Source organism: Candidatus Nitronauta litoralis (assembly GCA_015698285.1).
Taxonomy (GTDB): domain Bacteria; phylum Nitrospinota; class Nitrospinia; order Nitrospinales; family Nitrospinaceae; genus Nitronauta; species Nitronauta litoralis.
In genome coordinates this window covers 469,728-487,154 of sequence record CP048685.1, presented here as the reverse complement: position 1 = coordinate 487,154, position 17,427 = coordinate 469,728, and the positions used below count along the sequence as shown (strand labels likewise).

Below are 17,427 nucleotides of genomic sequence, written 5' to 3'. Positions count from 1 at the left end.
GGTAGGACTGTTATCGAATACCTCCCGAATCGGGAAATACGTCCTTCGACGACTCATAGTATCTTCACCCAAGGGTCGTGTCAATTGTTTATAATTCAAGGATTTTAAGTGTCGGGGGCCTGGAAGATGCGGGTTAAGAAGTCGGCGGACCAGGGGAAGGATATTCAGGCAAAATCAGCGAATTGCGCGGAAGGACCACAGTGTGTCCTGCACCGAAGGAAACGAGGAGGCGAACTGGATTTCGATCCTGACCTGCCGGTCCAGACGACGTGGAATTCCGAGACGGATGACCCCATCCGGGGTTTCCCATTCGTAAATCCGGATCAACACATCGTTGTTGATATCCTGCATCAGGTTCGCTGTGAATTGTCCTTTTTCGAAGAACGAGGTGAACCTTCCGTAACGTGCCAGCAGTGCTTCCTGGATCTGTTTAAACGTTTGCCGGAAGGTGTCGACATTCCCGATATCCTGGAACTCGACGACCAGGCCGGATCGGGCTACTTTGCCCCGCCTGTTTTCCAGTACCAGACGCTGACGCTGGTCTATGTTTTTAAACCATCGGACTTCGTAAACCTGGTAGGGGTCTTGAGGTGTCGGGCTCCCCATTCCTGAGATACGAACCCGGCGGGAAGCTTCCTTGAAGTTCAGACCCGGTGATAGATCGGCAAAGGTCAACTCGTCGCCCGTAAACCCGGTAGAGGGTTCCGGTGCTCCCGGCCTTGAAATTTGCGATGAAGGGCGCGCTGCCACACGGGCGGGTTTGTCAAAAAACCAGGTCCAGAAAGCGCCAACCCGAACAGAATCAGTGCTTTGTCCTATAGTTGGGTCCCGGTTGATATTGGTCACTTCAAGGCCCAGAGTGTGTTGCTCCATCCGGTACCGGTAATCCGCATTAAAAGTAAACGTGTTGATGTCGGCCTGGACAATTGGGTGCCGGTTCTGGTTGCGGAACTCGCTATTGAAACCGAGATGATGCCGTCCATTTTCCAGAACCGCGGCCAGGGTGGGGATGACATCCGTGCTGCCGCTACCTTGCGGGACATGAATTTCCCGCATTGCGATCCCGGGGGTGATCGATCCTTCCCATCCCCACAGGTTGATGGGATGATCGGCGCTGACCGTCACTACTTTGGTTTCGGTATTGGCAGGGCCCACATGGTCATTGGATTTTTGCCAGAAGAAATTGAATCGTCCGTTCCAACCCGCTACCAATGGTTTTGAAAGATCAAGGTTGATGGTCTGGATGGTCTGATCCACCGATCCCGTTTCATTATCGACATCCTGGATGAAAGCATTCAGGTTGGTGGTCAGGTTGCTCAACCATCGGCGGAAAATCGGTCCGTTGATTGATAACCCAAAAGTACGGGTGGTGTTTGAATTGGCCGTTTCCAGCGCTGTCACAAATTGCTGGATGCGGAACCTTGCTTGCAGGCCCGAATCAAATCGCCAGCCTGTGTGTCCTTCAACCGTTTGCCGGTCAGGGGTCACGACTGCCCCTGCCGGACGAAAGTCCTGGCCGTATCTTTCATAACGGACCCGATAAGTCAGCGGTGATTCGCTATTTCCCGACAATTGAAAGAACACCCCCGCGTCGCTTTGATCCTGACCGGATGCGGCCCCTGCAATTCCATTGTGGTCTCCTGAGAATCCGGCAACTTCCAGCTCAGTATTGATATTTTGCGATCCGAGCAGCCACTTTTTCTCACCCGCAAGACTGAAGACTGCCTGACTGCGGTCCAGTGTTCCGAGCTGGTTGTTTCCCTGGCGGTAGTTGTGAACAAAATTCAGTCCCCATCTTCCAACAGTCTCGGATTGGAAAAGATAGGAGGCGCCGTTGTTGTAATTGTCGGACAACTGCATGCGTCTCCAGGAGGATTGCCGGGCTCCTGAAAAAATCTGGATGGAATGATTCGGTGCCGGTTGCAACTCCACCTGGGCGCCTTTAAGCGAACTTTGCAGGGTGCGGAAACTGAAAAAGCCAAAGTAGTCGCCGACCTGTGCCCGGTGGGGGAGGGCGGAATCTCCTTTTTCTCTGAACAGGCTCAGCCGTTCCGGAACAAAGCCTCCTTCATTACTGCGATAGCTGGACCCATTGAGCACTCCAAAAATCTGACCCTGCCAGCGTTCATAGGGAGAGATTCGACGATCCAGATTGATATTGAACTCATCGAAGATCTGCTCATCGTCAAAACGGAAAGGACTGGCTGCCTGATTGCCGTCGACTATGTAATGCTCATAACTGGCCGTGTTCTTGCCATGGATATGCCAGGGAGCTGCAACATCTTTTGCCATCTGGTACAGGTCGACCGGGTCCTGCGCATGGGCCAGGTTGAATACTGCGGACAGGAAAAAACCTGCCGCAATCAGCGACAATACTCTGGAGACCTGTAAATATTTATTTTGCAAAATACTCATTGAATTTGGCAATTTGAACACTGTTGTCCGTTAAGGATTCAGGTTTTGTTTGACTTGTAAAACGTATTCATTCGTTCCAGGTATTCGCTGGAAACCAAGCTGAAGATCATTGAATTCGATTTGCGTTCTTGCGGTTACTGAAACCCGGCTGACCACCTGCTTCTTCCCTGTTTTAGGATTTTCCATGATGTGTTGATTGAGGGTTTGCATTCCCTGCAGGCCCAGTAGTCGGAGCTTCGCATCGCGCGGAATTTCCGTCATTTTAAATTCGAGACGTAGCCGGTCAAAAAAGGTTTCACTCAATAATTTTGTCAGGTCGGGTCCGTTCCAGGCTGAAAACAGTTTCTTCATAATCAGGCGAACCAGATCGCGGTCCACAGGCCTGATCTGGTCTACTGCCTCAGCGCCCTTTGGCAGCGAGTTTGCAGGAGTGCGGATGGGATTGAGCAGGCGAAATTCTGAAGCTTTTGCTTCCGGAGCAAAGCACCAAAGTGCACTGCATAGGAAGCAAACTCCTGTTATGAATGTTACCCGTTTCCCTGACATTCCTTGCTCTCCAGGCACGCTGACTTTATGGACAGGTGCCGGTAAAGTTGGTCACCCCTGTAAATGGGCCATTGATCCCGGGGTTAATACCGGTAAACGCCAGGCCTGGAGGGGATACCGCCCCAAGGTTCAACTGGCAGTTGGTTGCCGTGCAACTCAGTGTCAAAGTGATCGTGGTTCCCTGAACACAGGTCTGGTTGGTATTGCCTCCAGCGAAGACAGGTGCCGCTCCCGTTACAGTACAAAAAGCGGTCCCGTTCAGACTGAGTGTGCTGGTTCCGGCTCCTGCATTGACATCGCAATTGGCGGCAACCGCGATGTTTGTCAGGACGGCAGGCACTAACCCACCGCCTCCACCCACTACGACGGGTGCGCTGCCACCCCTTTGGGGTGTTACAGGTGGAGTGCCATCAACACCGATTATGATGCCCGGTTCCTCGATAACATCATCACCTTCCCGGTTCAACGGATTGCGTGGATCGACCGGATTGTTTCCAGTAATGTTGAAGACCTGTTCCAAAAGAAAACTCACCCATTCTCCGTTGTAAAAAACAGAGCCACCTTCATCGCTCGGTGGTTTAGTGCCGCCACCGACTGCGGTGCCTCCGCCGACCACAGTGCCTCCGCTCCCACCTGGAATTCCGGTACCGGATTCCTTTTCACGTGAAACGGTAATCGTAACGGAATGGCCTTCTCCGGGAAGTTTAGGTGGTTGAATCTGTCCTTCACCTCCACCGACAGCGATGCCTCCGCCTCCCCCTGGAACCCCAGTCCCTGTACCCTTTTCGCGAGCCACAGTAATTTTTACTGAATGTCCATCAGAAGGGAGGGTTGGCGGTTTGATTCCACCTTCGCCACCTCCGACGGCAATACCACCTCCACCACCACCGGGAATACCGGCAGGAGGCTTATCGCGTCCCACAGTTATTGTGACGTCATGACCGTCTTTGGCAGTAGGAGGGGTCAGCACGCCATTTCCGGTTATGGCAACACCCGGTTGTCCCGCAACCCCTCCAGGAGCTTTATCTCGTCCCACAGTTATTGTTACTTTATGACCGTCTTTCGCAGTTGGTGGAACAAGAAGGCCTTCCCCTGTCAGGGCGACACCTGGCTGAGTCCCAACACCAGCCGGAGGCTTGTCACGTCCCACAGTTATTGCGACTTCATGACCGTCTTTTGCAGTTGGTGGAACGAGAAGGCCTTCCCCCGTCAGGGCGACACCTGGCTGAGTCCCAACACCAGCCGGAGGCTTGTCTCGTCCCACAGTTATTGCGACTTCATGACCGTCTTTGGCAGCTGGTGGAACAAGAAGGCCTTCCCCCGTCAGGGCGACACCTGGTTGAGTCCCAACACCAGCCGGAGGCTTGTCTCGTCCCACAGTTATTGCGACTTCATGACCGTCTTTGGCAGTTGGTGGTTCAGGGATACCCGGAACGCTGCCTCCACCTTGTGGGGTTATGCCACCCCCTGGAATACCACCACCGACAATAATACCTCCTCCGCTTTTTCCGCCAATCCCTGTACCTTTTTCGCGAGCGACTGTGATCGTTACTGAATGTCCATCAGAAGGGAGTGTTGGCGGTTTGATTCCACCTTTTCCTCCACCTACCGCAATCCCGCCGCCTGTTCCACCGCCAATACCTGTATCTTTTTCACGGGTGACTGTAATAGTTACTGAATGTCCATCGGAAGGAAGCGCGGGTGGTTTGAGTCCGCCTTCGCCTCCGCCGATTGCTATTCCTCCACCCCCGGGAACACCGCTGCCCGGTTTGTTTTCACGTGAGACGTTGATGGTGAGTTCGTGTCCTGCGGGAGGTTTTGGAATGCCCGCTACATTGCCCCCTCCAACCGCAATGCCCCCACCACCGGGGCTGCTACCCGGTTTGTTTTCCCGTGAGACGTTGATGGTGAGTTCATGACCTGCGGGAGGTTTTGGAATGCCCGCTACATTGCCCCCTCCGACCGCAATGCCCCCACCACCGGGGCTGCTACCCGGTTTATTTTCCCGTGAGACGTTGATGGTGAGTTCGTGTCCTGCCGGGGGTTTGGGGATGCCAGCGACGTTGCCACCACCGACAGCGATGCCGCCGCCAGATTCATTGACTGTTCCTCCGTTACGAGAAACCTGGATTTTTACGGTATGACCGTCTGCCGGTTGTGGAGGAATGAAATCAGTTGCCGGGTACTCTTTGGGATTGCCACCAACCACGATGCCACCACCGGATTCACTGCCCACTTTTTCTTCCCGCGAAACCTGAATATTGACTGTGTGTCCATCTGCTGGTTGTGGAGGGATGAAATCAGTTGCCGGGTACTCCCTGGGTTTGCCGCCAACGGCAATGCCACCACCGGATTCACTGCCCACTCTTTCTTCCCGTGAAACCTGAATATTGACCGTGTGTCCATCTGCTGGTTGCGGGGGGATGAAATCAGTTGCCGGGTACTCTTTGGGATTGCCACCAACCACGATGCCACCACCGGATTCACTGCCCACTCTTTCTTCCCGCGAAACCTGAATATTGACCGTGTGTCCATCTGCTGGTTGTGGAGGGATGAAGTCAGTTGCCGGGTACTCCCTGGGTTTGCTGCCAACGGCAATGCCACCACCGGATTCACTGCCCACTCTTTCTTCCCGCGAAACCTGAATATTGACTGTGTGTCCATCTGCTGGTTGCGGCGGGGTGAAATCTGAGACACCAAAAGTTTTGTTAGCAGAGGAACCAGATAAGGGAGGATTGTGAGTTACTTTGGGTGGTGCGGAATAGGCTGGCATCGCAAAAATCAACAAAACGGGAACGCTATAAAGCAGCACCTGGATCCAACGTGGGCGGCTTTTATTTTTTTTTCTGCGAAACTGTTTGTTTTGCGATCGGGTCATTAAATATTCGGTTATTTGCCGTTCGAAAAATTGGGAAGCAGGCGTTTGGCTTCTTTAACTGGATCCGGAGAATTTACCATCTGTTGAGCCAATCTTTTTATTAACTCATTCCATTTGACGAGTTGATCCCTTGTGTAGCAGTGTTTGACCGACTTATAGATCGTCATGCCGGGAGAGGGGTTGAATTGACCGTATTTCGGGTCTTTGGCATGTTCAAAGTTTTTAAGTGCGTAATCTCCTTCCAGGTTTTCAAAGGCAACTTTGGCCGTAGCACGCTCAAACTTTAAATCCTTTTTTCCGCCCATACCAGTTATATAAGAGTCTAATTCTTGTCCAATAAATGTTGCTAACGACTCGTTAAGGCAATACCAGCCCTGGAGTTTGACCCAGATAGGTGGAGAACCTTGTAGTAAATTAAATTTCCCAAGAGTCCTGGGGGCGGGCACTTCCATCATATTGCCCTGTGCCTGGGCCGAAGAGGTGATTAGCAGTAATAACACCAGGATCAGGGCCAGCCAGGAAAACAAACGAAAGGTTTTTACAGTGTTCGATTGATCAACCATCACACCCTCCAAATGGGTTTGTGCGTTTTTTCAGTTATTTTTTAAAAGATGAGGTTTGTCGCTATTTCTATTTTTAAGGGAACAACCTTTTAACTTCAGCCACAGGGTCGCTGTGGGAGCCAAGGTGCTTAAACATCCCTTTTATATAGGCAATGAACTGATCTACCTCGGCATCTGTGTAACAGTATCGGACAGTTTTGGTTTCTGTTTTACCGAAGGGAGGGCTGAAAATGCCGTGCTTGGGGGATTTTTTCATTCCCCTCCTAACATCCTGCTCTACCGTTTTTAGGTAAATATCAAAATGTTCCTTGGCACCTTTTGCAGCTTTAGCTGATTTTCCATATTTTCCCCAAACATGTTTAAATCCATTGATTGGGCCCTTGAGAGTGTCACTCCAAATGGAGTTGTCCCGGCAGTTCCAGTTCAGTAAAGTTACGTTGATTCCCGGATCGTTGTACTTTAACTGCCACTTGCCGGAAGTCTTGGGGGCAGGAATGACTTTGTCATTTAAGCCAAGTGCGTTTAAAAGATGTGCCCCGCCTAGCAGGTTCCTTCCGGAACCGCTAGGACTCCCTTTAGCGCCGGAGGTTCCTCCGCCTCCTGCAAAACCCTGCATGGAGCTCTGGGCGATAGCTTGATTCGCTGTGCTCATCAACAAAAGAGCCAGGGCTATTAAACCAGTCGACTGGATTAAATTTTTTAAATTGAATTTCATAACGCCGGTCTCCTTTCTTACGAAGAGCAAATTTTAAAATATTATTGGACACCATACAGAGCACGCCGGTATTCAAGCATGGCCTCTCCTGTGGGGTCATCCGGCTGTCCCCGGTAATAACCCTGGTCTTCCAGGTATTTATCGAAATCCTTGCCAAATTTTTCTATCTGGTCCAGTTCGGCTTTGGTGTAGCAGGTTTTGTGGACCGATTGTTGAAAGTTGCCAGGCAGCGGATTGAAATATTGGGGATTGCCCATTTGTTCCATTCTTTTTGTCTCATCTATCAAATCACTTGAGAAATTGCTTAGTTCTTGTATCTCTGAAGGGATTGGTGCCCTGCCAAGTTGATTGGTATCCCCGATTGTTTTATCGATGATTTTTTTTAAACGTTCTTTAAAGGGAATTGAGGTGCAGTACCAGTCTTTCAATTTGACGTAGATACCCGGGTCTTTTAATTTGAGGGTTCTGTTGTAAACAGTTTTGGGAGCCGGAACAATGTCGGTGTTGGAATTGTTTGGGCCGGGACCCATTTCCGGGTTGCCAAAATTGCTTTGTCCAAAGGCCATCGAACAGGAAAAGAGTAATGGCAGGGTAATGGCGAAGACCAGGAGACTTGAAGCTTGTTTTAGTTTATTTGTTTTTGGGTACATGGTATTGCTCCACATTCAATGTTTCGCACCAGGCGTTAAAATCAGGCGCTATTAGTGAGTGGGAATTAAAGTTGGGTCATCATTCTCTTGGCATCGCCCACTGGGTCTTTACTGTTTTTCAGTTGCTCCAGTAGTTTTTTCTGGAAATCAATGTATTGCCTGATTTCACTTTTGGTGTAGCAGGTTTTGATTTTATAGGTTCTGGTTGATCCGTGCGGGGCATCGTAGGGACCCACTGTGAGGGACGGAAAAGAGATAGCCCAGCCATAATTTGGTTGGTCTTTTTCAATTTCTTTTAGCGCCTCGTTCTTCATTCCTTCCGGATTATTGGGAAACGATGCATCCAGATCGGCAATGCGTCCAATAACCGACTTCACTTCATCCATAAGTGTGCCATCGAAATCCAGATTGGGTCCGTCACCGGTACATCTCCAATCTTTAAGTTGAACCTTTGCCGGCGGATCGTTCCATTTTAATTTTATGGAAACAGTGTCCTGGGGGGCAGGCATCACGGTATCCGCACCCAAAGCAGATGAAGTGCTTATGGTTGCTAAACAAAGGAAGGCAAAAGCCGAAGATAAAACTCCTCTGAAACCTGATAGACCTTTCCCGGTGAAAGTTTGGTTAATCATGCACCCGCTCCCTCAATTTAGATTTGTTTTCAGAAACTGGATTTTCCAGCCTGATTCAATTCTGACTGCCCGTAGTCATCAGGCCGAAAGTGGTAATGCAACCACAACTTGGAAATTGTCTACTACGACTGGTAGTTTTTTTGCCGAACTGCATTGAATTCTATGGTATTCCAAATCATTGTCAAGGATAGTCAGGCTTTGGGCTTATCCTTTGCGGGGGGATAAATGAGGGTTGGATATAGTCCCACTGTTCTCAATGCTTTTGGAGCCAACAATTCTGTGAGAAAATGAACAGGGTGGTTGGAAATACAGGAAGCTTGAAACCCATTTAGCGGACCGTCAGGAGATAATTCGGAATGTCATCAATTGGAAATAACTCCCCCCAAGAGGATTCCGACGAAAGAATCACCGGCGAATACCGGGTTCTCCACAATGTGGCTCAGATTTTACAGACCAAGGGTGATCTGATCGAAATGCTGCAGCAGGTCATGCGGGCGATTACGCATTTTGAGGACCTGAAAGTGGAAAACAAGGCCGGGATATTTCTTGCGGATAACGAGGCGAAAGTTTTGCGGCTTTTTACAACCTTCGGAAATTTTTCGAACGAGTTCCTGGAAAAGGAAAAAGAGGTCCCCTTTGGCAACTGTTTATGTGGTCGGGTTGCTGAATCGGGTGATTTGTTGATGAGCGAAAATTGTTTTACTGATCCGCGTCATGAGCGAGCTTACGATGACATGACTCCGCATGGTCATTACATTGTTCCCTTGAAAAGTGGAAATGAGCTGGTTGGGATACTTTTTCTTTACTCCAACATTCATCCAGCCTGGTACCAGAACAGCCAGGAAGTTCTGCTTTCGATCGGTGGATTGATTGCGGGAGCGATACAAAAAAAACAGGTTGACCTGGAACTGGCGGCTTATCGGGACCAGTTGGAAAGTGTGGTGGAGTCTCGAACTGCGGAGCTCAAGGCGACAAATGAAAATCTGAAACGATCCAGGGACCAGCTCCGTAAACTGGGAAACCAGGTGCAGGAAATACGGGAAGAAGAGAAGTCTCGAATTGCCAGAGAAGTTCATGATCAATTGGGGCAGGCGTTGACTGCGTTGAAAATAGACAGTATTCAGATCGGGAAAAAACTTCCAGAGGAGTTGTCCAAATTGAAGACCCGGGCAATCGCCATGACGGGAGTTATTGACGAAACAATCCAATCTGTTCAGCGCATTGCCACTGAACTGCGTCCGCCCATCCTGGATGCTTTTGGGTTGTGCGAAGCAATTGCCTGGCAGGCGAAAGAGTATGAAAGCCGCTACCATCTGAAATTTGATGTCGACGATCTTCAGGATTCCATAGAAATGGATAAGAAGATGCAGGTTTCCCTGTTCAGGGTCTTCCAGGAAGCGGTGTCAAATGTTGTCCGCCATGCAAAGGCGACCCAGGTCAAAGTGAGAATTCGTCTGGAAGAGGGTGAGCTGGTTTTTTCTATAGAGGATGATGGCATCGGCATCCGCGAAAAGGATGTCGCGAACTTTGAATCCATTGGACTGATCGGCATCCAGGAGCGAATCCTTCCGTATAATGGGCGTGCTGAGTTCCTTGGCACGCCAGGGAAGGGAACGGTAGTTGTGGTTCGAATTCCTCTGGCTTCGGGATAGGCGACTGTCAATGAGCACGAGGGTTCTTTATTTTTGTGAAGAATTTTTTAACGATAGGGTTTTGAACAGGAATGGCAAATACCAAAGAAAATAAAATTCGAATATTGATCGCCGATGATCATGAAGTGGTGCGCAAAGGGTTGAAAACCATTATTGCGGATCACCAGGATATGACTGTGACCGGTGAGGCAGAAAACGGAAATGATGTTTTAAATATTGTGGGGAAGCAGGACTTTGATTTAATCCTGCTCGACTTTGACATGCCGGAAAAAAACGGCTTGGACACCCTGATTGAGTTGAAGGCGCTTTATCCGAAATTGCCTGTAATTATATTAAGTATATTTCCTGAAGATCATTATGGAACCCGGTTTCTAAAAGCCGGGGCATCAGGTTATCTCGGAAAATCGAGTGCATCGGACCAGTTGGTGGAAGCGATTAGAAAGGTTGCCTGTGGTGGCAAGTATGTATCACCCAATCTGGCTGATAAACTGGTTTCGGATCTCAACCGGGACTCTGACAAACCTCTGCACGAAACACTCACGGACCGAGAGTTTCAGGTCTTCACCATGATTGCCGGTGGGAAAAAACTGAAACACATCGCAGAAGAACTCTGCCTGAGCATTAACACGATCAGTACTTACCGTGGGCGTATCCTTCAAAAAATGGATATGAAAAGTAATGCCGATGTGATTCATTATGCTATCGACAATCACCTTATCGCCTAGTTTTTTACCTCCTCATTTCCCTGGCCTATAACCTTCCAGCCCAATCCCGATGGCCACTCCTGCCTCCTCTCCTGTAGTAGTTCTGTTACAGAAATTGTTGAAAAACCACCTCCTGATCTTAGTCGTTTCAGCGATTACCCCCAGCGCTGTTTTTTTCTACACTGATCTCAGTTGAAAAAAACTTTTTAGCATTACTTAAATATAAAACTTTACCAAGGGGGTTCCAATGCCAACAGGAAAAATCATGATCGTAGACGATGAGCAGGATGTACGTGAAGCAATGAAGCTACAACTGGAAGGACAGAAATTTCAAATTCTGGAAGCTGAAGACGGGGAAGAGGCCATTCGGGTTTTGCATGAAGGGGATCATCTGAGCAACCTGGGTCTGATTCTTTGTGATATTCGGATGCCTAAAGTCGACGGTGTCGAATGTATTGACTACCTCAAGAAGAATGCGCCGGGGATTCCAGTGGTGGTGGTAACGGCTTTTCCTGATGGCGAACTGGCGGCTTCCTTAATGAAAAAAGGAATCAAGGATTACCTGGTCAAGCCAGTGAATAAGGAAAAACTGATCAGTACGGTGGAGCAGGTCCTGGATACAGGAAAAGACATCGGATTGTAGGGTTGCCGATGGGCTTGTCGGTTCCGGTTCTCCATTTTCTGGATGCTGTTATCTGGATGTTGCACGGCGATAAGGGATCGGCAAGCCTTACAAAAGTAACCATTAAAAACAGGAGGTCATCATGAAACAGAACATTGGACAAACAGACAGGATATTAAGAGTGACGGCAGGTGTTTTGATGATTGGAGGCGGGGTTTTTATGGGTGGAACAATTGGGACTGCTTTAACTGTAATCGGTCTCGTTCCGTTGGCTACCGGTTTAGTAGGAAACTGTCCGCTCTATGGAGTTTGTAAAATCAACACTCACCATACTTGATTAATGGAGAACCACTGCGATGGACCCCGTCAACAAAATTGAAAAAAGCACAGATAAAATCGAATCTGCAGAGGAGGAGATTCGCCAGAGAACTGAGGAGTATCGGGTTCTCCACGAAGTTGCCAAAATTCTGCACAACGCAGAAGGGATTCAGGAAATGCTGGAAACGGTGATGATCACGCTGACCCGATTCCGTGAGTTGGAGGTGGAGTGCAAGGCAGGGATCTTTCTCGCAGATGAGGAACAGCGTGTTCTTCGCCTGTTCAGCACGATAGGGGAGTTTTCCGATGAATTTCTCGAAAAGGAGAAAGAGATCCCCTATGGCAATTGTCTGTGTGGGCGGGCTGTAGTGTCCGGAGAAATGATTATCAGTAACAACTGTTTTTCGGACAGCAGGCATGAAAATCGATTCGAGGGAATGACCGCGCATGGGCATTATATAGTTCCCTTGAAAAGTTCGGGTAAAACTCTTGGAGTCTTGTTTCTTTATACAGACGAGAATCCTCCATGGTATTGCCGGAGCCAGGAGATCCTGCTTTCGATCGGTGGTTTGATAGGAGATGCAATCGTCTCCAGGCAAAGGGAAGAGGATATTAAAAGGAAAAATGAAGAACTGAAATCATTGAATGAGATGAAAAATAAATTCCTGGGTATTGCCTCGCATGATCTTAGAAACCCTTTGTATCTTATTCGGTCTTTCAGTGAGGTTATGAAAGAAGGCAGCGTGGGGGATGTTAACTCGAGGCAAAAAGAGTTACTGGGGAAAATATTTAATGCCAGTGATTTCATGAAAAACCTCCTGGAAAACCTGCTCGATGTTTCCAAAATTGAAAGTGGAAAAATTGAACTGGAGAAAAAAGTCCAGGATTTAAATACGACTGCCCGGCAACAGATTGAGCTGAGTGAATTGTTTGCGAGCAAAAAAAATATAAGCCTGATTCCAAAATTGGGAGATATTCCACCCATTTCCTTTGACAGCAGCGCCATCACACAGGTCGTGGGAAATTTTCTGACCAATGCCATCAAATTCTCTCCACCGGAAACAAAAGTGGTTGTGACGACAGAAATGGAAGGAAATAATGTCCGGTTTTCTGTCAAGGACCAGGGGCCCGGAATTTCTGAGGAGGATCAAAAGCTATTGTTTAAAGAATTTCAAACACTCTCGGCCCGGCCAACAGGAGGGGAAAAATCAACTGGTCTGGGGTTGGCAATTGCTAAAAAGCTGATCCAGTTGCATGGTGGCAGTATTGGCGCGTCCAGCAAACTAGACGAGGGGAGTACGTTCTTTTTCACTTTGCCCATGGACTGAAGTTTAAATGTTGTTTAAAGGAATTTAATTTCAGATTTTTTAGAATTTCCGTTCGAAATGAGGAAAAGATGAAAACAAAACATATAGGGTTAATAAAAAATTCAGTATTTCTGGTCGCTTTGGGGATGCTTTTTTTGGTTGTGGAACCCGGGTCATCATTTGGGGGAATTGCCTGCAACCTAAAGCCCAACAATATGTGTCAGCTTGAAGGTGAGGAAAGTTTTTTTACCGAAAAGGTTGAGTCGATAAGGGAAAATAAAAAGGACATATACGAGTTTTTGGCTCATCGGCATGGTGGGTGCGGTCCCGATGCAATGGAAACAGAAGAAGAGGGTTGCGGGCACGGAAAGAAACACCGAGGTCGCGGAAGGCACGGGATGCATGGCCGCCACCACCAAATGGGATCGGAGGGTTCTGCCCAATGCCCCCAGGAACGTCAAACCACTTCGGCTCCTTCACAATTTCTAGATATGAGAAATCCCATGGAAGCCAATTCTGAAAATATTGAACAGGGTCGGTTGCTGTTTCATCAAAAGGTAGAACCTTCCTGTGCCATTTGCCATGGAGTGAATGGCGATGGAAGAGGTCGAATGGGAATGGGCTTAAATCCTCCGCCCCGGAATTTCACCTGCCAGGAAACCATGAAGGAAATCAGCGACGGACAATTATTCTGGATCATAAAAAATGGTTCTGAGGGAACAGGAATGCCAGCTTTTGGGTACTTGGAAGATGAGTCAATCTGGAAATTGGTTTTATACCTTCGCCAATTTATTAATAATTAGTTGCATGGTATTTTTTGTTTTAGTTGGAGGGGCGGAGTCATGATTTTAAAAACAATCTTCTCTTGCCTCTTAACCTGGGTAACCGTCTCTGGAATCTTAATTATCGGTCCGATACCAGGATTTGCAGGTGACTTGGGAAAACAGTTGGTTGAAAATCAATGTTCCAACTCCCATCGGCTTGAAGGAAAGCCGGATTCCCGATTCAATCTCAAGGCTCCCGACTTAATGTGGGCAGGAAGCAAATTTCAGATTGGAGCCTGCTAAAAAGGCTGTCAGGAAAGGAAAGTCACTTTTTACAAGCAGGGCCAAACCACTGGCTAAACATTGTCATGGAATAAAAGGGGATGGGAAGGGATATAAAGCTGTCAATATGGTTCCACCTCCCAGAAACTTTACATGCTCCAAAATCATGAAGGGATTGACGGACGGACAATTGTTCTGAGTGATTAAAAACGGTTCTAAAGGAACCGATATGCCAGCCTGCAACAATATGAAAAACAAACAAATCTGGCAAATGGTTCTATTCATACGTCAGTTGGTAAATTGACGATTTTTTCAACCTGAAACTCAAATGGGTGCCCTTTGACTGATATTCATGAATCCATTGTTTCTCAAATCAACAATCTTATTCTGATTGTTAATCGGGATCTGAAAGTGGAGTTCGTCAATACAGGTTTCGGAAAATTTATGGAAAGGCGGACTTCTGACTTTATAGGAAGTCCATTGAGAGATGTATTGGAAATTTCGAAAGAACAGTGGGAGTTTCTTGAATCTGAATTACAAGGGGAACTTTGCACTTTAAATAAAGATACCCATAAAGAATCACGTGTTCATTCTTCCGCCAGCATAGAAACGCGGGATCCCTTGAAAGGATCGCATCACCAAAAAAATTCTGAAAACCCGCCATCGGTTATCACATTAGGAGAGAAAATATTCACTTATCAGGTCTTTGCTTTGGAGTTCAATAATAATTCCTGTCGAGGTCTGATATTTAATGACCTCACCAGGGAAAAACATTTTCTGGATCGAATGACGCAGGCGGAAAACATTGCCAGTCTCAAAACTTTGGTCGCTGGAATTTCACATGAAATCAATAACCCGCTTCATTCCATATTGAGTTTTGCCGAGGCTATGGAAAAGGAGCAGGATATAGGGAGAATGAGGGATTTTGCTTCCAGGGTGGCAAAACTTTCCTCCAGAATTGGAAAGAAGTTTGCAGAATTTTCAGGTTATGTTCAAGGGAAGGGGGCAGGGGCTCCGGAATTGATTGACATAGAGGAAACTTTAAAGAAAGCATTGAATTTGATTCTTCTGCCCCTGGAAAAAAACAGTATCGAGGTGGAAACGGATATCTCATCCCTGCCAAAAATTGAGGGTGACTTTGAAGAGATTCAACAAATCTGGATGAACATTTTAAACAATGCCGTACAGGCCATGGAATGTTGTGGGAGGATTAAGATTCATGGTAGAGAATCCAATGGGGTCCTGACGATTATTATTAGTGATAATGGCCCAGGGATGACACGGGAAACGTTGCGAAGGGTTTTTAATCCATTTTTTACAACCAAGATGCAGGGGGAAGGAACCGGGCTTGGCCTGAGCATCACAAAGCGCCTGGTGGAAAAGTATGGTGGATCGATTGACCTGAAATCGCAAGGAGGGCAGGGGACCACGGTCTCTATTTCTTTTCCAGCTAAAATTATCATGAAAAAAGCAGGATTTTTTGAATCTCAGTAAAATTATGACGGGGGCGTTTTGACAGCAAAGCGGATATTGATCATTGGAGGTGTTGCCGGTGGAGCTACTGCGGCCGCTCATTCCCGGCGACTTTCCGAGGAGGCTGAAATTATCCTATTTGAACGGGGTCCGCATGTTTCTTTTGCAAACTGTGGCCTTCCCTATTTTATAGGCGGAGAAATCAAGAATAAGGCAGACCTCCTGGTGCAAACACCAGAAGGCCTTCGGTCAAGATTCAATCTCGATGTGCGGGTGATGACCGAAGTGGTAGAAATTAATCCTGCCGAAAAAAGTATCCGTGTTTTGGATAATGTAAAGGGAAAGGAATATACGGAAAAATACGACGCATTAATCATATCCACAGGTGCAAGCCCTATCAAACCTCCCATTCCGGGAATCCATCATCCCGATCATTTTTCGTTGAGGTCCATCCCCGATGCTGAAGCAATTCTGAAAAGGGTCGATCTGCCGGATACCCATAAAGCGGTTGTCGTAGGAGGGGGATTCATTGGCCTGGAAATAGCAGAACAATTGCACAGGCGGGGTCTTCAGGTATCTATAGTTGAAGCCCTCCCTCAGGTGATGGCTCCTTTCGATCCCGAAATGGCCGCAGGTCTTCACCAGGAAATCAAAAAGAACAATGTGGACCTGCATCTTGGTGATGGGGTGTCTCATTTCGATTCCCTCGTGGCTGATGAAAATGGGCAGACCGTCGTTGTACTTAACAGTGGCAAACGGTTGACAGCAGATTTGGTGATTTTGGGTGTTGGGGTGAAGCCCGAATCTGAGCTGGCCAAAAAGGCAGGATTGCAAACAGGCGCCCGCGGCGGGATAGTGGTGAACGACACTCTGCGTACCAGTGACGGGAATATCTGGGCCATAGGTGATGCCATTGAGGTCCGAGATTTTGTCACAGGAGAAAAAGTGATGGTGCCCCTGGCGGGGCCTGCCAATCGGCAGGGACGAATAGTCGCTGAAAATATTTTTGGAGGGTCCATGAAATACCCGGGGACTCTGGGCACCGCTGTATTGAGGATTTTTGATTGCGTTGCGGCTTGTACCGGTGCGAGTGAAAAAACGTTGCGCCGATTAAACATACCATCTGAGAAAGTTTATCTTCATCCGCCATCACACGCATCCTATTATCCCGGTGCGCACTCCATTGCCATGAAATTATTATTTGATCCAAAAAACGGAAAAATTCTGGGGGCGCAGGCTCTTGGAAAGGACGGAGTCGACAAAAGAATCGATGTCTTGGCGACTGCGATTAAAGCGGGAATGACAGTGCATGACCTTGAGGATCTTGAACTGGCTTATGCTCCACCGGTTGGTTCAGCCAAAGACCCGGTTAATCTTGCCGGAATGGTAGCCCAGCATGTGGTCCGTGGCGATGTAAGAAATGCGCATTGGGATGAGTTGGAGGACTTGTTGGGAAAAGGCCATGTGTTGCTGGATGTTCGTGACACCATGGAACGTGCTGAGGGTTGTATTGAACCCTCTCTGCATGTTCCTCTTCCAGAGCTACATGAGAGGATGCAGGAGTTGCCAAAAGAAAATGAAATTATCGTGTATTGCCAATCGGGCCAGCGATCCTATTTCGCTTGCCGCCAGCTGGCTCTGCACGGGTATAAAGTTAAAAATCTATCTGGCGCCTACAAGACATGGAAAATGTCCCGGGATATATAAAAATATCCCGGGACAAACTTCTAACCAATTTGAACCCTCCAGAAAGACTCGGACTCCTGATGAAACTCTATCGGGATATCGAGAAATTTCTGAATGACCTCTTTGTTTGTCAGGGTGTGCATTGAAGGCAGTGTTGTCGAAAAGCTCCCTTCCCCCCGCCTTCACCCTGAGAGCCATCTATCATTATCATGTCGTCACT

General features: G+C 48.0%; 16 protein-coding genes. 9 read left to right on the top strand and 7 right to left on the bottom strand.

Annotated elements, in window-relative coordinates; genetic code table 11:
- Nucleotides 1-174: 174 nt before the first annotated feature.
- The 7 genes from G3M70_02165 to G3M70_02135 form a co-directional block, all read right to left on the bottom strand.
- A complete protein-coding gene (locus G3M70_02165; protein ID QPJ60756.1) occupies nucleotides 175-2,415 on the bottom strand; it encodes a hypothetical protein in 2,241 nt (746 codons plus the stop codon).
- A 30-nt stretch (nucleotides 2,416-2,445) separates the two neighbouring features.
- On the bottom strand, nucleotides 2,446-2,961 hold the full coding sequence (locus tag G3M70_02160; protein QPJ60755.1) for a hypothetical protein: 516 nt from the start codon (nucleotides 2,959-2,961) through the stop codon (nucleotides 2,446-2,448).
- Nucleotides 2,962-2,986: 25 nt separating this feature from the next.
- Nucleotides 2,987-5,839: a hypothetical protein gene (locus G3M70_02155; protein ID QPJ60754.1), complete on the bottom strand. Its 2,853-nt coding sequence runs from the start codon at nucleotides 5,837-5,839 to the stop codon at nucleotides 2,987-2,989.
- Between the two features lie 11 nt (nucleotides 5,840-5,850).
- Nucleotides 5,851-6,402, bottom strand: coding sequence for a hypothetical protein (locus tag G3M70_02150; protein QPJ60753.1), 552 nt, complete (start codon nucleotides 6,400-6,402; stop codon nucleotides 5,851-5,853).
- A 73-nt stretch (nucleotides 6,403-6,475) separates the two neighbouring features.
- Nucleotides 6,476-7,117 carry a hypothetical protein gene (locus G3M70_02145; protein ID QPJ60752.1) on the bottom strand — a complete coding sequence of 214 codons (642 nt, stop codon included), beginning with the start codon at nucleotides 7,115-7,117 and terminating at the stop codon, nucleotides 6,476-6,478.
- A gap of 41 nt (nucleotides 7,118-7,158) precedes the next feature.
- Complete coding sequence (locus G3M70_02140; GenBank protein ID QPJ60751.1) at nucleotides 7,159-7,767, bottom strand: hypothetical protein; 609 nt, start codon at nucleotides 7,765-7,767, stop codon at nucleotides 7,159-7,161.
- A 65-nt stretch (nucleotides 7,768-7,832) separates the two neighbouring features.
- A complete protein-coding gene (locus tag G3M70_02135) occupies nucleotides 7,833-8,276 on the bottom strand; it encodes a hypothetical protein (GenBank protein QPJ60750.1) in 444 nt (147 codons plus the stop codon).
- Nucleotides 8,277-8,310: 34 nt separating this feature from the next.
- Between G3M70_02135 and G3M70_02130 the strand changes: the two genes are divergently transcribed.
- From G3M70_02130 to G3M70_02090, 9 genes are all read left to right on the top strand, one after another.
- Complete coding sequence (locus G3M70_02130) at nucleotides 8,311-8,556, top strand: hypothetical protein (protein ID QPJ60749.1); 246 nt, start codon at nucleotides 8,311-8,313, stop codon at nucleotides 8,554-8,556.
- Nucleotides 8,557-8,755: 199 nt separating this feature from the next.
- Entirely contained in the window at nucleotides 8,756-10,051 is a 1,296-nt protein-coding gene (locus tag G3M70_02125) for a GAF domain-containing sensor histidine kinase (protein QPJ60748.1), read from the top strand.
- Nucleotides 10,052-10,122: 71 nt separating this feature from the next.
- Nucleotides 10,123-10,776, top strand: a complete 654-nt coding sequence (locus G3M70_02120; GenBank protein ID QPJ60747.1) for a response regulator transcription factor — start codon at nucleotides 10,123-10,125, stop codon at nucleotides 10,774-10,776.
- Nucleotides 10,777-11,002: 226 nt separating this feature from the next.
- The gene (locus G3M70_02115; protein QPJ60746.1) at nucleotides 11,003-11,398 is read left to right on the top strand and encodes a response regulator; all 396 of its coding nucleotides are present in this window, start codon (nucleotides 11,003-11,005) and stop codon (nucleotides 11,396-11,398) included.
- Between the two features lie 121 nt (nucleotides 11,399-11,519).
- Nucleotides 11,520-11,714 carry a DUF2892 domain-containing protein gene (locus tag G3M70_02110; protein QPJ60745.1) on the top strand — a complete coding sequence of 65 codons (195 nt, stop codon included), beginning with the start codon at nucleotides 11,520-11,522 and terminating at the stop codon, nucleotides 11,712-11,714.
- Between the two features lie 19 nt (nucleotides 11,715-11,733).
- Nucleotides 11,734-13,023, top strand: a complete 1,290-nt coding sequence (locus G3M70_02105) for a GAF domain-containing protein (GenBank protein QPJ60744.1) — start codon at nucleotides 11,734-11,736, stop codon at nucleotides 13,021-13,023.
- Nucleotides 13,024-13,091: 68 nt separating this feature from the next.
- Entirely contained in the window at nucleotides 13,092-13,805 is a 714-nt protein-coding gene (locus G3M70_02100; protein QPJ60743.1) for a c-type cytochrome, read from the top strand.
- Between the two features lie 582 nt (nucleotides 13,806-14,387).
- Nucleotides 14,388-15,542: a GHKL domain-containing protein gene (locus G3M70_02095; GenBank protein ID QPJ60742.1), complete on the top strand. Its 1,155-nt coding sequence runs from the start codon at nucleotides 14,388-14,390 to the stop codon at nucleotides 15,540-15,542.
- A gap of 18 nt (nucleotides 15,543-15,560) precedes the next feature.
- A complete protein-coding gene (locus tag G3M70_02090) occupies nucleotides 15,561-17,228 on the top strand; it encodes an FAD-dependent oxidoreductase (GenBank protein ID QPJ60741.1) in 1,668 nt (555 codons plus the stop codon).
- Nucleotides 17,229-17,427 lie beyond the last annotated feature (199 nt).

Bases quoted from the DNA above. Each gene is read 5' to 3' on its own strand.
- G3M70_02165 (QPJ60756.1), bottom strand. From the start codon at position 2,415: ATGAGTATTTTGCAAAATAAATATTTACAGGTCTCCAGAGTATTGTCG.
- G3M70_02160 (QPJ60755.1), bottom strand. From the start codon at position 2,961: ATGTCAGGGAAACGGGTAACATTCATAACAGGAGTTTGCTTCCTATGC.
- G3M70_02155 (QPJ60754.1), bottom strand. From the start codon at position 5,839: ATGACCCGATCGCAAAACAAACAGTTTCGCAGAAAAAAAAATAAAAGC.
- G3M70_02150 (QPJ60753.1), bottom strand. From the start codon at position 6,402: ATGGTTGATCAATCGAACACTGTAAAAACCTTTCGTTTGTTTTCCTGG.
- G3M70_02145 (QPJ60752.1), bottom strand. From the start codon at position 7,117: ATGAAATTCAATTTAAAAAATTTAATCCAGTCGACTGGTTTAATAGCC.
- G3M70_02140 (QPJ60751.1), bottom strand. From the start codon at position 7,767: ATGTACCCAAAAACAAATAAACTAAAACAAGCTTCAAGTCTCCTGGTC.
- G3M70_02135 (QPJ60750.1), bottom strand. From the start codon at position 8,276: ATGCCTGCCCCCCAGGACACTGTTTCCATAAAATTAAAATGGAACGAT.
- G3M70_02130 (QPJ60749.1), top strand. From the start codon at position 8,311: ATGGTTGCTAAACAAAGGAAGGCAAAAGCCGAAGATAAAACTCCTCTG.
- G3M70_02125 (QPJ60748.1), top strand. From the start codon at position 8,756: ATGTCATCAATTGGAAATAACTCCCCCCAAGAGGATTCCGACGAAAGA.
- G3M70_02120 (QPJ60747.1), top strand. From the start codon at position 10,123: ATGGCAAATACCAAAGAAAATAAAATTCGAATATTGATCGCCGATGAT.
- G3M70_02115 (QPJ60746.1), top strand. From the start codon at position 11,003: ATGCCAACAGGAAAAATCATGATCGTAGACGATGAGCAGGATGTACGT.
- G3M70_02110 (QPJ60745.1), top strand. From the start codon at position 11,520: ATGAAACAGAACATTGGACAAACAGACAGGATATTAAGAGTGACGGCA.
- G3M70_02105 (QPJ60744.1), top strand. From the start codon at position 11,734: ATGGACCCCGTCAACAAAATTGAAAAAAGCACAGATAAAATCGAATCT.
- G3M70_02100 (QPJ60743.1), top strand. From the start codon at position 13,092: ATGAAAACAAAACATATAGGGTTAATAAAAAATTCAGTATTTCTGGTC.